This is a genomic window from Pseudomonas sp. Y5-11 (assembly GCF_022368695.1).
Taxonomy (GTDB): Bacteria; Pseudomonadota; Gammaproteobacteria; order Pseudomonadales; family Pseudomonadaceae; genus Aquipseudomonas; species Aquipseudomonas parakoreensis.
Genome location: NZ_CP058974.1, coordinates 5994804 through 6010425, shown reverse-complemented (window position 1 = coordinate 6010425; position 15622 = coordinate 5994804). Strand labels below are relative to the sequence as shown.

General features: G+C 60.9%; 12 protein-coding genes. 5 read left to right on the top strand and 7 right to left on the bottom strand.

Annotated features, from left to right (window positions below):
* Position 1 precedes the first annotated feature (1 nt).
* The 4 genes from HXW87_RS26995 (at position 2) to lpxC (ending at position 4432) form a co-directional block, all read left to right on the top strand.
* Positions 2-868 carry a cell division protein FtsQ/DivIB gene (locus HXW87_RS26995; protein ID WP_041073143.1) on the top strand — a complete coding sequence of 289 codons (867 nt, stop codon included), beginning with the start codon at positions 2-4 and terminating at the stop codon, positions 866-868.
* 15 nt (positions 869-883) lie between these two features.
* Positions 884-2143 (top strand): cell division protein FtsA, encoded by a 1260-nt coding sequence (ftsA, locus tag HXW87_RS26990; protein WP_003228014.1) that lies wholly within the window; start codon positions 884-886, stop codon positions 2141-2143.
* A 68-nt stretch (positions 2144-2211) separates the two neighbouring features.
* Positions 2212-3408: a cell division protein FtsZ gene (gene ftsZ / locus HXW87_RS26985; protein ID WP_025109282.1), complete on the top strand. Its 1197-nt coding sequence runs from the start codon at positions 2212-2214 to the stop codon at positions 3406-3408.
* A 112-nt stretch (positions 3409-3520) separates the two neighbouring features.
* Positions 3521-4432 carry a UDP-3-O-acyl-N-acetylglucosamine deacetylase gene (gene lpxC / locus HXW87_RS26980; protein WP_007961638.1) on the top strand — a complete coding sequence of 304 codons (912 nt, stop codon included), beginning with the start codon at positions 3521-3523 and terminating at the stop codon, positions 4430-4432.
* Between the two features lie 149 nt (positions 4433-4581).
* Here lpxC and HXW87_RS26975 read toward each other — a convergent pair whose 3' ends face one another.
* From HXW87_RS26975 to HXW87_RS26945, 7 genes are all read right to left on the bottom strand, one after another.
* Positions 4582-6087 carry a sensor domain-containing diguanylate cyclase gene (locus tag HXW87_RS26975; RefSeq protein WP_239778082.1) on the bottom strand — a complete coding sequence of 502 codons (1506 nt, stop codon included), beginning with the start codon at positions 6085-6087 and terminating at the stop codon, positions 4582-4584.
* Positions 6088-6307: 220 nt separating this feature from the next.
* Entirely contained in the window at positions 6308-7624 is a 1317-nt protein-coding gene (locus tag HXW87_RS26970; protein ID WP_121187122.1) for an OprD family porin, read from the bottom strand.
* Between the two features lie 198 nt (positions 7625-7822).
* Positions 7823-8044: a hypothetical protein gene (locus tag HXW87_RS26965; protein WP_027612176.1), complete on the bottom strand. Its 222-nt coding sequence runs from the start codon at positions 8042-8044 to the stop codon at positions 7823-7825.
* 288 nt (positions 8045-8332) lie between these two features.
* On the bottom strand, positions 8333-9697 hold the full coding sequence (locus HXW87_RS26960) for a heavy metal sensor histidine kinase (RefSeq protein ID WP_095668356.1): 1365 nt from the start codon (positions 9695-9697) through the stop codon (positions 8333-8335).
* Positions 9687-10364, bottom strand: coding sequence for a heavy metal response regulator transcription factor (locus tag HXW87_RS26955; RefSeq protein WP_007916978.1), 678 nt, complete (start codon positions 10362-10364; stop codon positions 9687-9689). Before HXW87_RS26955 ends, HXW87_RS26960 begins: the two co-directional genes overlap by 11 nt.
* A gap of 7 nt (positions 10365-10371) precedes the next feature.
* Positions 10372-13473, bottom strand: coding sequence for a multidrug efflux RND transporter permease subunit (locus HXW87_RS26950; protein ID WP_095668357.1), 3102 nt, complete (start codon positions 13471-13473; stop codon positions 10372-10374).
* A complete protein-coding gene (locus tag HXW87_RS26945; protein WP_239778080.1) occupies positions 13470-14627 on the bottom strand; it encodes an efflux RND transporter periplasmic adaptor subunit in 1158 nt (385 codons plus the stop codon). The genes HXW87_RS26950 and HXW87_RS26945 overlap by 4 nt, the downstream gene beginning before the upstream one ends.
* Positions 14628-15357: 730 nt before the next feature.
* On the opposite strand from HXW87_RS26945, the gene HXW87_RS26940 reads away from it, so the two are divergent.
* Complete coding sequence (locus HXW87_RS26940; protein ID WP_047296393.1) at positions 15358-15597, top strand: hypothetical protein; 240 nt, start codon at positions 15358-15360, stop codon at positions 15595-15597.
* Positions 15598-15622: the final 25 nt, after the last annotated feature.

The window sequence follows — 15622 nt, the reverse complement described above, 5'->3', positions numbered from 1 at the left end:
CATGCAAGGCGCTCAGCTCAGACATCAGCCACCCGCACCCGGCCGCAAGCCGGTGCCGCGGGGTGCCAGCCGAATGGTGGCCAAAGAGCCGATGTCTGCGCGCCTGCCGAAAGCCAATTTCGGCTTTCTGAAAAGCCTGTTCTGGCCAGTGCTGCTGGTGGCGTTGGGGTTCGGTACCTACGAAGGCGCGCAGCGTTTGCTGCCGTATGCCGACCGGCCGATCACCAAGATCGCGGTGCAGGGCGACCTGAGCTACATCAGTCAGCAAGCGGTGCAGCAGCGAATCGCCCCGTACGTGGCGTCGAGCTTCTTCACCATTGATCTGGCCGGCATGCGCACCGAGCTTGAGCAGATGCCATGGATCGCCCACGCCGAAGTACGCCGGGTGTGGCCGGACCAGGTGGTGATCCGCCTGGAAGAGCAACTGCCCGTGGCCCGTTGGGGCGACGAGTCGCTGCTCAACAACCAGGGCCAGGCATTCACGCCCAAGGAACTGGCGAACTACGAACACCTGCCACAGCTGTTCGGCCCACAACGGGCCCAGCAGCAAGTGATGCAGCAATATCAGGTGCTGAGCCAGATGCTCCGGCCGCTGGGTTTCTCGATCGCGCGCCTGGAACTGCGTGAACGTGGCAGCTGGTTCCTGACCACCGGTGCCGGCAGCTCCGGCCCCGGCATCGAGTTGCTGCTGGGACGCGGCAACCTGGTGGAAAAGATGCGCCGCTTCATTGCCATCTATGACAAGACGCTTAAAGACCAGATTACGAACATTGCGCGCATCGATCTGCGCTACGCCAACGGCCTCGCTGTTGGCTGGCGGGAACCAGTAGCGCCGACGACAGCCCAACCCGCTGTCGCAAAGAATTAAGAAGAGGCAGGACCCATGGCAAACGTGCAAAGCGGCAAAATGATCGTCGGTCTGGATATCGGCACCTCCAAGGTGGTGGCGCTGGTAGGCGAGGTCGCGGACGACGGCACGCTGGAAATCGTCGGTATCGGTACTCACCCGTCCCGCGGCCTGAAAAAGGGCGTGGTGGTGAACATCGAGTCGACCGTGCAATCGATCCAGCGCGCGATCGAAGAAGCCCAACTGATGGCGGGCTGCCGCATTCACTCGGCGTTCGTCGGCGTGGCCGGCAATCACATCCGCAGCCTGAACTCCCACGGCATCGTAGCGATTCGTGACCGCGAAGTGAGCTCGGCTGACCTGGAGCGTGTACTTGACGCTGCCCAGGCCGTGGCGATCCCGGCCGACCAGCGCGTGCTGCACACACTGCCGCAGGATTACGTGATCGATAACCAGGAAGGCGTCCGCGAGCCTCTGGGCATGTCCGGTGTGCGTCTGGAAGCCAAGGTTCATGTGGTCACCTGCGCCGTCAACGCCGCACAGAACATTGAAAAGTGCGTGCGTCGCTGCGGTCTGGAAATCGACGACATCATTCTCGAGCAACTGGCCTCGGCCTACTCGGTACTGACCGACGACGAAAAAGAGCTGGGCGTGTGCCTGGTCGACATCGGCGGCGGCACCACCGACATCGCGATCTTCACCGAAGGCGCGATCCGCCACACCGCGGTGATCCCGATTGCCGGTGATCAGGTGACCAACGACATCGCCATGGCGTTGCGCACCCCGACCCAGTACGCCGAAGAGATCAAGATCCGCTACGCCTGTGCCCTGGCCAAACTGGCCGGTGCCGGCGAAACCATCAAGGTGCCAAGCGTTGGCGACCGTCCGCCGCGCGAACTGTCGCGTCAGGCCCTGGCCGAGGTGGTCGAGCCGCGTTACGACGAACTGTTCACCCTGATCCAGGCCGAACTGCGTCGCAGCGGCTACGAAGACCTGATCCCGGCGGGCATCGTCCTGACCGGCGGTACCTCGAAGATGGAAGGCGCCACCGAGCTGGCCGAAGAAATCTTCCACATGCCGGTGCGCCTGGGCGTGCCGCACGGCGTGAAGGGGCTGGATGACGTGGTGCGCAACCCGATTTATTCCACTGGCGTTGGCTTGCTGATGTACGGCCTGCAGAAGCAGTCCGACGGGATCTCGTTCTCGGGCATCGGCAGCCGCGACAGCTACAGCAACGATGAGCCACAGGCGCCGTTGCTGGACCGATTGAAGAAGTGGGTTCAAGGCAACTTCTAAAGCTTTACCGCAACACCGCTACAAAAATGCAGTAGGCGAAAAAACTAGAGAATGTAAGGAGAGGGAAAATGTTCGAACTCGTAGACAACATCCCCGCAAGCCCGGTAATCAAAGTTATCGGTGTTGGCGGTGGCGGCGGCAACGCTGTCAACCACATGGTCAAGAGCAACATCGAAGGCGTTGAATTCATCTGCGCCAACACTGATGCTCAAGCGCTGAAAAACATCGGCGCGCGCACCATTCTGCAACTGGGCACCGGTGTGACCAAAGGCCTGGGCGCCGGCGCCAACCCGGAAGTCGGCCGTCAGGCTGCGCTGGAAGATCGCGAGCGCATCGCTGAAGTGCTGGCCGGCACCAACATGGTGTTCATCACCACTGGCATGGGCGGCGGTACCGGTACCGGTGCTGCGCCGATCATCGCCGAAGTGGCCAAGGAAATGGGCATCCTGACCGTTGCGGTCGTGACCCGTCCGTTCCCGTTCGAAGGCCGCAAGCGTATGCAGATCGCCGACGAAGGCATCCGCATGCTCTCCGAAAGCGTCGATTCGCTGATCACCATTCCGAACGAGAAGCTGCTGACCATTCTCGGCAAAGACGCCAGCCTGCTGTCGGCTTTCGCCAAGGCTGACGACGTACTGGCCGGTGCCGTGCGCGGTATCTCCGACATCATCAAGCGTCCGGGCATGATCAACGTCGACTTCGCCGACGTGCGTACCGTGATGAGCGAAATGGGCATGGCGATGATGGGCACTGGCTGCGCCAGCGGTCCGAACCGTGCACGTGAAGCGACCGAAGCGGCCATCCGCAACCCGTTGCTGGAAGACGTGAACCTGCAAGGCGCACGCGGCATTCTGGTGAACATCACCGCCGGTCCTGACCTGTCCCTGGGTGAGTACTCCGACGTGGGTAGCATTATCGAAGCCTTCGCTTCCGAACACGCGATGGTCAAGGTCGGTACCGTGATCGATCCGGACATGCGCGACGAACTGCACGTTACCGTGGTTGCCACCGGTCTGGGCGCGAAAATCGAGAAGCCTGTGAAGGTCATCGACAACACCGTTCACACCTCCATGGCTGCCGCTCAGGTTCAACAACCGGCTCCTGCGCGTCAGGAAGCTCCGGCGGTGAACTACCGTGACCTGGACCGTCCGACCGTCATGCGCAACCAGGCTCAGGCCGGTGCTGCGACTGCCGCGAAGATGAACCCGCAGGACGATCTGGATTACCTGGACATCCCGGCATTCCTGCGTCGTCAGGCCGATTGATGGAATGTATCAGGGCTATGACGGTGATTGGTGTTCAGCAAAGGCTCGGTCTGCTATTATCGCCAGCCTTTGTTGATACCAGTTCGCAATTTGCGCTGAAGCGGCCCAAGCCATGATTAAACAACGCACACTGAAAAATATTATCCGTGCCACAGGTGTAGGCCTGCATTCCGGGGAGAAGGTCTACCTGACCCTCAAGCCTGCGCCTGTCGACACTGGCATTGTGTTTTGTCGCGCTGACCTCGACCCTGTGGTGCAGATTCCTGCCCGCGCGGAAAACGTCGGTGAAACCACTATGTCGACGACGCTGATCAATGGCGACGTCAAAGTGGACACGGTAGAGCACTTGCTCTCGGCCATGGCTGGCCTGGGCATCGATAACGCCTACGTCGAGCTCTCCGCGTCCGAAGTCCCGATCATGGATGGCAGCGCTGGACCGTTCGTATTCCTGATTCAATCGGCTGGCCTGGAAGAGCAGGACGCCGCCAAGAAGTTCATCCGCATCCTGCGTGAAGTGACAGTGGAAGACGGCGACAAGCGCGCCACTTTCGTCCCTTTCGAAGGGTTCAAGGTGAGCTTCGAGATCGATTTCGATCACCCGGTTTTCCGGGACCGCACCCAGAGTGCAAGCGTGGATTTTTCCAGCACTTCGTTCGTAAAAGAAGTCAGCCGCGCCCGTACTTTCGGTTTCATGAGTGACATCGAGTACCTGCGCAAGCACAACCTCGCACTCGGCGGCAGCGTTGAAAACGCGATCGTGGTGGATTCCGATGGTGTACTGAACGAAGACGGCCTTCGCTACGAAGACGAATTCGTGAAGCACAAGATCCTCGATGCGATTGGCGACCTGTACCTGCTGGGTAACAGCCTGATTGGTGAGTTCAAAGGCTTCAAGTCCGGTCATGCACTGAACAACCAGCTGCTGCGCAAGTTGATTGAGCAGACAGATGCTTGGGAAGTCGTGACGTTCGAAGACGCCAGCACTGCACCGATCTCTTACATGCGCCCGGTTGCGGCGGTGTAAGTAAAAAACCTCTCTAGTTTTTTGAAGGCCATCCTCGGATGGCCTTTTTTTATGCCCTTATTAAGAGCAAAAGATCACAGCCTTCGGCAGTTCCTACAGGGAAAGATATTCCAACTGTAGGAGCTGCCGAAGGCTGCGATCTTTTGATCTTACGAACTGACAACCCGATTGCGACCGCTCTCCTTGGCCTGATACAGCGCCTTGTCCGCCGCAAACAGCAGTTGCTCCAGTGACATCTCGACTGCCGATGTCCAGGTGCTGATACCGATACTGACGGTCATTGCCACGTCCGCGCCCTCGACCTTCGGCATCTGCTCCACCGCCTGACGAATGTGTTCAGCAATTTGCCGGGCACCGTTGCTGTCGGTCTCGGCGAGAATCACCGAGAACTCTTCGCCGCCGTAACGGGCGACCAGATCGCCGGGGCGGCGCACGTTCGCCGTGATCACCTTGGCCAGTTCGCGTAGCGCCTGGTCACCGGCCTGATGCCCGTGACGGTCGTTGAACGCCTTGAAGTGGTCGGCATCGATCATCATCACCGACAGCGGCTTGCCCGAACGCTGGGCGCGGAACCATTCGTGGCGCAGCGACTGATCGAGCCTCCGCCGGTTGGCCACGCCGGTCAGCGCATCGGTGGCAGCCAGTTGCGCCAGTTCGCGTTCGGCGCGCTGGCGCAAGCGCAGCTCGCGAGCGAGCAGCCAGGTCAGCCACAGCAGCCCGGCACACAGCACGCCGGTGGCACCACTGACCAACAGCGCCGTGCGCCGCCAAGTGCCGAACACCTCATCACTGGAGAGCGCGACCATCACCGTCAGCGGCAAGTTGCCGACCCGCGAATAGGTGTAAAGCCGTTGCTGGTGATCCATGCTCGAAGTGCTGGTGAAACTGCCGCTGCCATCCTTGTCGCCGAGAATCCGTACCACGTTGGGTCGGTTGCCGAAGCTCTTGCCGATGGAGTCGTTTTGCAGATGCGGCTTCTGCGCCAGCAGCACGCCGTCGCTGTTGATGATGTTCAGGGTGCTGTCTTTGCCGATGTCGAGGCTGTTGAACAACTGATCGAAGTAGTCGAGTTTCATCGACGCCACCGCCACTCCGGCGAATTCGCCGGTTTCCGAGGAGATCCGCCGACTGAAGCTGATGCGCCACTGATTGGCGTCGTCGCAATCGCAGCGGGTCTTGAACGGGCGACTGATGAACATGCCGGTATCGCGGTTGAAGGCGTGGGCAAGGAAGTAATCGCGATCGGCGAAGTTGCCTGGTTTGGGTTCGATCCGCGATGAGTCGGCAACCACATCGCCATGCTTGTCCAGCAGGAGGATGTCGCCCTTGAAACGCGCGGTGGTCGAACGGTCGAACAGCGCCAGATGGCGAATCTGCGGGGTGACGTCGCGCAAGTCATCGCGCTGGGCGGCGGCGATCAGGCCTTGCAGGGTCAGGTCGTACAACTCGACCGTGCGCAGGACGTCGGCGTCGATCAACTGGGCGATGGTGGTGGCACTGCGGGTGGCCGATTCCTGAGCGTTGGCGTGCTCACGAATCAGCAAAAAAGTGACGATGCACAGAATCGCGATCACGGTCAGCGAACTGCCGCAGATCAGCAGCAATTCGGGGCGTCCGGGCTTGCCCGCCAGAGGTGGGGTACGGCTCGCGATCATGATGGGGTTATCAGTTGGGGGATCTTATAAGCTTAGTTGCACAAACACTGCGGGGGATAACACTAAAACAGATCTACTGTGGGGAGGGGATTTATCCCCGATGGGCTGCGAAGCGGCCCCAAAAAAGGGTCTGCTGCGCAGCCTATCGGGGATAAATCCCCTCGCCACAAAATCTATTCCATTCAAAAAAGGATCAGTTGTTACTGAGCTAGAGGTGATCTTAGAAGACGTTGATCGGGTAGTCGACAATCACACGGTATTCATCGGTGTCGGTATCGATCGCGCCGTAGCCGTTGCCGCCACGGTTGGTTGCCCATTGCAGGCGCACCGCGAGATCTTTCGCCTGGCCGCTCTGCACCACGTATTTCAGATCAAGGTCGCGCTCCCAATGCTTGGCGTTGCGACCGTCAGCGCTGTACCACGAGGCATAGCCCTTGCTGTCCGGATCGACCTTGGTCAGGTCCACGGTGCCACGCGAATAGGAAACCGCCGACGTCAGACCCGGCAGACCGAGACCGGCGAAGTCGTAGGCGTACTTGAGCTTCCACGAGCGCTCGTTGGGGCCGTTGAAGTCCGAGTACTGCTGCGAGTTGTCGAGGTAAACGCTATCACCCTGGCTGATGTAGTCGAACGGTGTGTTGCCGTTCACGCGCTGGTACGCAGCGGTGACGCTGTGGTTGCCGATGCCGACGGTGAAATGCAGGCTGTAGGTGTTGTTGTCGATGTCGCCCAGCAGCGCGTCGCCGGTGTCCTGCGTGTGATAGAAGTGCAGGCCCGGGTTGAGGCTGACCAGATCGTTCAACTGCCACGTGTAATCCAGGTCGTAGTAGTACTGGTTCCAGATGTCCTTCAGTTCAGCGGCATACAGATTGCTGGTCAGGCCCTCGACGCCGCTCCAGGACACTCCGGCCCAGTTCAGGTGGCGGCTTTCGTCGCCCTCGGCGAGTTTGCCGTACGAGGTGCCGATGCGCTGGCGACCGCTCTGGTTGTACGGCTTGGTAAAACTGGCCTGGCCACCTTCGAACATCCAGCCGTCGAAGCTGTGGTTGGTCAGGCTGACGCCACGAAAGGTCTGCGGCAACATGCGCGATTCACCGCCGGCAATCACCGGGTTGGTGAGGAACAGGTCACCGGCCTTCAACTCGGTATCGAACGCGCGCATTTTCAACGTGCCACCTGCGGTCGAGAACGACCCCGGCGCTTTGCCGTTGCCATCGCTGATCGGCAGGATGCTCGAGCCATCGGTACCGCCACCGCCGTCGAGCTTCAGCCCGAGCATGGCGTGGGCATCAATGCCGAAGCCGACCGTGCCTTCGGTATAACCCGACTGGAATATCCCGAGAAAACCCTGACCCCACTCGATGTTATCGTCCGTCTGCTGCAGGCGGTTGCGATTCATGTAGTAGTTGCGAGCGTTGAGGTTGAGGCTCGAGCCGTCGACGAAACCTTCCCTGGCGGCTTCGTCGGCATGGGCGGCGGGGGCAATCGTTGCGGCAATTGCAATGAACAGCGGGGTGAAGCTGACTGGGTAACGCACTTGCGATGGAGCTCCTTGGGGTCAACTGACACTTCAATGTCTTGAGGTGCGGGATGTTTCTTGTTGTTACAGACGAACCAAACGGCTTTCAGACCACAACGAAAAAAGGCCGCTGAAAAGGCAGCGGCCTGGAAGGACGACGGTTGAACGGGAAGAGCCAAACAACCGCGTCGAGGGAAATGTTTCGCGGTGCGCGACTCAGCTGTCTTTCTCGGCCGCTTGAGCCTGGGAAGTGGCGGCCTGTGGGGCTTGCGAGGCGTCTTGCGACTTGGCCATCACTTCTGCCTGAGATTGCTCGAAGGCGTGAGCGCGAGCAGCATTCTGCGCGACGAACGCCTGCGATTCTTCAGCCATCGCCATTGGCGACAGGATCAATGAGGACAAAACGAAAGCGCTGGCAATACCCATACTGTTGGACATCTTGAAAACCTTCTTGCTTGGCAAGTGCTGTTTGGTGCGGGCAAAGATAAGGTTGCCGAGCGTTGGGAAACAGCGTGATTTTCATAAATGACTGTTACAGCAAAAGCAAAGATCAACCACGGGTTGACTCCATTCCTTGTGGCGAGGGGGTTCATCCCCGATGGGCTGCGAAGCAGCCCTCAATCCTTTGTACTGGTTGTGTCAGGAAGATCGCGATTGCTGATTTTGGGGTCGCTTCGCAACCCATCGGGGATGAATCCCCTCGCCACAGGGGACTTTAATCAGCGATTAAACGGGGAGGTGGATGCCGAAGGTATTCATCCCGCGATCACTGCGCACAAACACATCCCCACCATGCATCAGCGCAATCGCCTTGACGATCGCCAGCCCCAATCCATGGTTGTTGCCGCTGTTGCTGCGCGAGGCATCGACCCGGTAGAAGCGCTCGAACAGTCGCGGCAAATGCTCGCTGGCAATCGGCGATCCCGGGTTGGCCACACCGATGCTGACCTGATGTTCCTCAACCTCGATGCGCACCTCAATCACCTTGCCCGGCTCGGTGTGCTGCACGGCGTTGCTCAGCAGATTGATCAATGCCCGGCGCAGATGTGCGATCTCGATCCGCACCTGCGCATCGCCACTGACGTGCACCTGCACTTGCGCGTCTTCGAGGATGAAATCCAGATACTCGAGCGTAGTCGCGACTTCATCGGCCAGCGACGTAGATGTCAGTTTGGTCGCCTTGCTGCCCTGGTCGGCGCTGGCGAGGAACAACATGTCATTGATGATCGAACGCAGGCGCTCGAGCTCTTCAAGATTCGACTGCAGCACTTCGAAGTAATGCTCGGCGGAGCGTCCGCGCGTCAATGCGACCTGGGTCTGGCCAATCAGGTTGGTCAGCGGCGAGCGCAGTTCATGGGCGACGTCGGCGTTGAACGACTCCAGCCGCGAGTAGGCCTGTTCAACCCGCTCCAGCGTGGAGTTGAACGAATCGACAAACTGCTCAAGCTCCGGCGGCAATGGCGACATCCGCAAGCGTCCAGCCCGCAGGGGGGGCGCGAGGCGCTGGGCTTCATCCGACAGTTTGATCAACGGCTTGAGGCCGATTCGCGCGACCCAGTACCCCAGCGCCGAGGCCATCAGCACACCGACAATCGCGAGGCTGACGAGAGCGATCAACAGCTTGTGTTGGGTCTCGTGGAACGTTTCGGTGTCGATGCCGATCATGAACCGCAGCGGCGGGCGCTGATCCTTGGCCGGCAACTCGGTCAGCAGCACTTTCAGCGGATAAGGATGTTCAGGCAACTGCAGATCATGCATGCCGGTCGGGCCCTGGGCGAAGGCGCGGATTTGCGCGTCCGGCTCGCCATACTCGTAACCAGGATCAGCGCTGACCACCCAGAAACGGATGCGCTTGTCTTCTTCGCCGAGCAGCTTGAGCTTGGCGTTGATCTTCACCCAATGCTCAGGCGTGCCATACCGATTGAGCGCCGATTCGAGCACGCTGTAACGCGCATCCAGCTCCGCTTCCGGGAGCAGGCCCAGGCCCTTGTCGACCTGTTGATACAGCGCGCCGCCGATCAACAGGAACACCAGCAGCGCCACCAGGGTGAACATCCCGCTTAAACGCAGGGCAATCGAATTACTGGACACCACGGCTCTCCAGCACATAACCCATGCCGCGAATCGTGTGCAGCAGTTTCTCGTCGAACGGCCCGTCGAGCTTGGCCCGCAGCCGTTTGATCGCGACTTCGACGACGTTCGCATCGCTGTCGAAATTGATGTCCCAGACCATCTCGGCAATCGCGGTTTTCGAGAGGATTTCGCCTTGCCGGCGCGCCAGCACGCTGAGCAGCGAGAACTCTTTTGCGGTCAGGTCCAGCCGGGTGCCGGCACGGGTCGCCTTGCGGCTGATCAGATCGATCCACAGGTCGGCGATGCTCACTTGTACCGGTTCATGCCCGCCGCTGCGTCGGGTCAGCGCTTGCAGGCGCGCCACCAGCTCGAGGAAGGAAAACGGCTTGCCGAGGTAATCATCGGCGCCGTCGCGCAGGCCCTTGATGCGGTCTTCGACGCGCTCGCGGGCGGTGAGCATGATCACCGGGGTCTGCTTGCGCGCACGCAATGCGCGCAGCACGCCGAAGCCATCCAGGCCCGGTAGCATTACGTCGAGGACGATCACCGCGTAGTCGCTCTCCAGCGCCAGGTGCAGGCCTTCGACGCCGTCGCGGGCCAGGTCCACGGTGTAACCCTGTTCCGTCAGACCGCGGTGCAGATAGTCCGCGGTTTTTTCCTCGTCTTCGATAATCAGAACGCGCATGACCGCCTCAGTCTGTAGTCGCCAATGCCGTCGTGGGCATTGGTTTGGGCCTGTGGAACAGCCGCTCAAGCCACAAGTATATGACCGGCGTGGTAAACAGCGTCAGCATCTGGCTGACCAGCAAGCCGCCCACCACCGCGATCCCCAGCGGCTGGCGCAGTTCGGCGCCGGTGCCATAACCGAGCATCAGCGGCAGGGCACCCAGCAGGGCGGCGAGAGTGGTCATGATGATCGGCCGGAATCGCGTCAGGCACGCCTCGTAAATCGCATCCTGCGGCGGCAAGCCGCGATTGCGCTGCGCCTCGAGGGCAAAGTCGATCATCAGGATGCCGTTCTTTTTGACGATACCGATCAGCAACACCAGGCCGATCAACGCCATGATCGAGAAGTCCTGGCCGCAGATCCACAGCATGATCACCGCACCGAGACCGGCCGCCGGCAGGGTCGAGATGATCGTCAGCGGATGCACGAAGCTCTCATAAAGCACGCCGAGAATGATGTACACCGCCACCAGCGCCGCGAGAATCAGCCACGGCTGACTGGCCAGCGAACTCTGGAACGCCTGCGCCGCGCCCTGGAAGTTGCCGCTGATCGCGGTCGGCATGCCGATTTCGGCCTTGGCCTGATTGAGCAGAATCACCGCATCACCCAACGCCACGCCGGGCGCCAGGTTGAACGACAGGTTGGCGGCCGGGAACATGCCGTCATGAGCAATCGACAGCGGGCCGATGGTCGGCGCATCGAATTTGGCCAGCGCCGACAGCGGCACCATCTCGCCGCTCAACGGCGAGCGCAGGTAGAAATAATTGAGGCTTTCGGCCTTGCCGCGTTGCTTGGTGTCCAGTTCCAGAATCACGTTGTACTGATTGACCTGGGTCTGAAATTCGTTGATCTGGCGCTGCCCGAAGGCATCGTACAGCGCTTCGTCGACGTCACTGGCGGTCAGGCCGAAACGCGCGGCGGCACTGCGGTCGATGCTGATGTGGGTGATGCTGCCGCCCAGTTGCAGGTCGTTGGAAATGTCGCGGAACGCCGGGTTGCTGCGCAGCTTTTCCGTCAGACGCTGGGTCCAGGTGGCGAGGGTCGCGCCGTCATTGCTCTTGAGCACGTATTGGTACTGCGCGCGGCTCGGGCCGGAGCTGAGGTTGATGTCCTGACCGGCGCGCAGGTACAGGACGATGCCCGGGACTTTCATCAGTTGCGGACGAATGCGGTCGATGAACTGGCTGGCCGAGACGTCGCGGTCGCCGCGTTTTTTCAGGGCAATCCAGAAGCGGCCGTTGGCGATGGTCTGGTTGCTGCCGGACACGCCGACCGAGTGCGAGAACGCTTGCACGGCCGGGTCGGCGGCGACGATTTCGGCCATCGCCAGGTGTTTTTTCACCATGTCGCCGTAGGAGATATCCGCAGCGGCTTCAGTGGTACCGAGGACGAAACCGGTGTCCTGCACCGGGAAAAATCCCTTGGGGATAAAAATGTAACCGGCAATCGCCAGTGCCAGCGACAGGCCGAACACGCCAATCATCAGTTTCTGGTGGGCGAGGGCACGGCGCAGACCCTTTTCGTACCAGGCCAGCAAGCGTTCGCTGAAGCCCGGTTTGTCGTGGGCATGGTGCACCGGTTTGCGCATGAATAGCGCGGCCAGCGTCGGTGCGAGGGTCAACGACACCACCACCGAAATCAAAATGGTCGAGGTTGCGGTCAGGGCGAATTCTTTGAACAACCGCCCGACCACACCGCCCATGAACAGCAGCGGAATGAACGCCGCCACCAGCGAGAAACTGATCGAGACCACGGTGAAGCCGATTTCGCCGGCACCTTTGACCGCCGCCTCGCGCATGCTGTCGCCGGCCTCCAGATGCCGGTGGATGTTCTCCACCACGACAATCGCATCGTCCACGACAAACCCGACGGCCACGACAATCGCCACCAGCGTCAGGTTGTTCAGGCTGAAGCCCAAGAGGTACATCAGGGCGAAACTGGCGGTCAGCGACACGCCGAGTACCGCCGAGACGATCATGGTCGCTGACAACTGGCGCAGAAACAGCGCCATCACCGCCACCACCAGCAGGATCGCGATCAACAGGGTGATCTCGACTTCATGCAGCGAGGCGCGGATGGTCTGGGTGCGGTCGATCAGGGTTTTCACCTGCACCGAGGCCGGGAGCATGGCTTCGAGGCCGGGCAGGGCGGCTTGAATGCGGTCGACAGTTTCGACGATGTTCGCGCCGGGCTGGCGCGAAATCACCAGGTTCACTCCGGGTTGATCACCGGCCCAGGCCTGCACGTAGGCATCTTCCGAACCGTTGACGACTTTGGCGACATCGCGCAGGTGAACCGGGGCGCCGTCCTTGTAGGAAACGATGAGTTGGCTGTAGTCCTCGGGGTGGAACAACTGGTCGTTGGTCGACAGCGTCGAGATGCTCGACTCGCCGTACAACGCACCTTTGGCGAGGTTGAGGCTGGTCTGCTGGATCGCCAGACGAATGTCGGCGAGGGTCAGGCCGATCGCCGCCAGTTTGTCCGCCGAGGCCTGCACACGGATCGCCGGACGTTGCTGACCGGTGATGTTGATCTGGCCTACACCGTCGATCTGACTGATCTGACGCGCCAGCAGGGTTTCCACCAGGTCGCTGAGTTCGGTGCCGGGCATTTGCGTCGAGCTGACGCTGAGGATCAGTACCGGGCTGTCGGCCGGGTTGACCTTCTTCCACGTCGGCAGCGTCGGCATGTCCTTGGGCAGTTTGCCGGCGGCGGTGTTGATCGCCGCCTGGACTTCCTGGGCGGCGGTGTCGATGCTCTTGTCGAGGGTGAATTGCAGGGTCAGCAGACTGGAGCCGAGCGCACTGCTGGAGGTCATCTGGGTCATGCCGGGGATGGCGCTGAATTGCACCTCCAGCGGTGTGGCCACGGACGAGGCCATGGTGTCGGGGCTGGCGCCAGGCAACTGCGCCGAGACCTGAATCGTCGGAAATTCCGCTTCCGGCAGTGGGGCAATCGGCAGGCGCGGGAAGGCAATCACTCCGACCAGCACCAGCGCGATGGTCAGCAGAATGGTCGCGACCGGGTGATCGATGCACCAGGTGGAGACGCCTGTGTGCTGCTTCATGGCTTGGGCTCCGCTTGCACCACCTGCGGCGGCTCGCTCATGACCTGCACGGTAGAGCCGGGTTTGAGCCGTGACTGGCCGTCGCTGACCAATTGATCACCAGCCTTCACGCCTTTGATGATGTCCTGGCCGCTGCCTTGATAAACCATCTGCACCTGCACGGCTTCGACCTTGTCGCCGTTCACGCGATAGACGAAGTGTTGATCGAGACCGCGCTGGACGACGGTGGGCGGCACCACCAGCGCGCCCTTGTCCAGCGCCGTCTGAATTTTTACCGTCACCAGCAGGCCCGGCCAAAGCTTCTGGCTGGAGTTGTCGAACTCGGCCTTGGCGCGGATGGTGCCGGTGTTGGCGTTGATCTGGTTATCGATCAGGGTCAGGTGACCTTCGCCGAGCAGGTTGCCGGTTTCGCCGTCGGTGTCGGCGCCGATATAGGCCTTGACCTGCGCGTGCTGCGGGTCGTTGATCAGGCCCTGCAGGGTCGGCAGCATTTGCTGCGGCAGCGAGAATTCCACGGCGATCGGGTCGATCTGGGTCACGGTGAACAGGCCGGCAGTGTCGGTCATGCGCAGGAAGTTGCCTTCGTCGACTGTACGAATACCGACGCGGCCGGTGACTGGTGAACGGATCTGCGTGTAGGAAAGTTGTACCTGCGCCGCGTCAATCGAGGCCTGGTTGCCTTGGGCGGTGGCCTTGAGTTGGTTGACCAGTGCCTGTTGCTGGTCGTAGGTCTGCTTAGAGACGCCGTCGTCGACGCTGAGCAGTTTGTAGCGCTTGAGGTTGACCAGGGCGACTTGCAGTTGTGCCTGGCTTTCGCCCAGTTGCGCGCGGGCCTGGTCGAGGCTGGCGCGGATCGAGCGGTCGTCGATGGTGGCCAGCAGGTCGCCGGCTTTGACCAGTTGGCCTTCCTTGACGAGGATTTTGGTGAGGATGCCATCGACTTGTGGGCGCACTACGACGCTGTGCAATGAGAGCACCGAGCCGATACCGCTGGTGTAGCGGGGGACGTCTTTTTCGCTGACGGTGACGACGCGGACCGGGATGGCGGTTGGGATGGCCAGTTTGGTCGGGGTGGGTTTCATTGCCCACCATGTGCCTGCGGCGGCCAGGGCGATCACTAGGGCTAGCAGGGCTTGGTTTTTCTTGATTCGCATGAAATGGGGCGCCAAGGGCTGGAGTTTGGGCAGGTTGGGTCTTTATAAACTTGTTTGGGGGTCAGGAGGGTGACGGCTGGCTGTCAGCGCTGTCAGTTTCGCCGGGGTGTATATCCGTTTCTGCGGGTGTTGCTGATTAGGGTTTCGCCCTTACGGCGAGTCACTTTTTCCAGACGCCGAAAAAGTAACCAAAAAGGCTTGCTCCTGCGTTCGGCCCGCTCGCTGGGGCTCGGGGTCCCTTCGCTCCGGGATTGATCCGGGCGCAGCGCCTACGGTTTGCTTCGCTGCACCTCCTCTCGCTGTGTTTGGCTGCGCCAAACGGTCGCTGCGCTCCCACGCCCGGATCAATCCCTCCGCTCAGCCTTCCGATGTCGCCCGTGGATCAAGATCAAGAGCTGCAGCCGAGCTAACGCTCATCCTGTTGAGTGGGGCGGCATGCGCCGCGTGCGGGTTGTACTTAATTTTCCCTGTAGGAGCTGCCGCAGGCTGCGATCTTTCGATCTTGCTTTTGCTTTTGCTCTTTTGTGGGAGCTGGCTTGCCAGCGATGGCGGCTTGCCAGCTGACCAATCTCTGGCGGGTGTACTCGGTCCACCTGTGGGAGCGAGCCTGCTCGCGAAGACGGCCTGACAGCCGCTGCAAATCTCCAGGTGCCGAGTCCGGGCGCGCAGGTATACTGCGCGCCTTCACGGCTCACTGTTCGGGCCGGACTTTTTGCTTTGCGGAGCTTTTATGACTTCCCCGATCCAACCGCCGGTTGACGACGCTGTGAGCGATGTCCCGGCCGAGCTGACTGACGCCAGCGAGACCAAACCCGAGATCCCGGCGTTCAAGTTCCCGTTCAAACCGGGTGAACTGGCGGCCGCCAAGGGTTCGAATCAGCCGTGGTATAAGAACGGCGCCAAGAATGGCCACACCAAGACCCCGGGCATGGCCCCGCCGGGTACCCGCCGTTCGATGGGCAAGCGCTGAGTTTCATCCCGCCTTCAGCCATCGA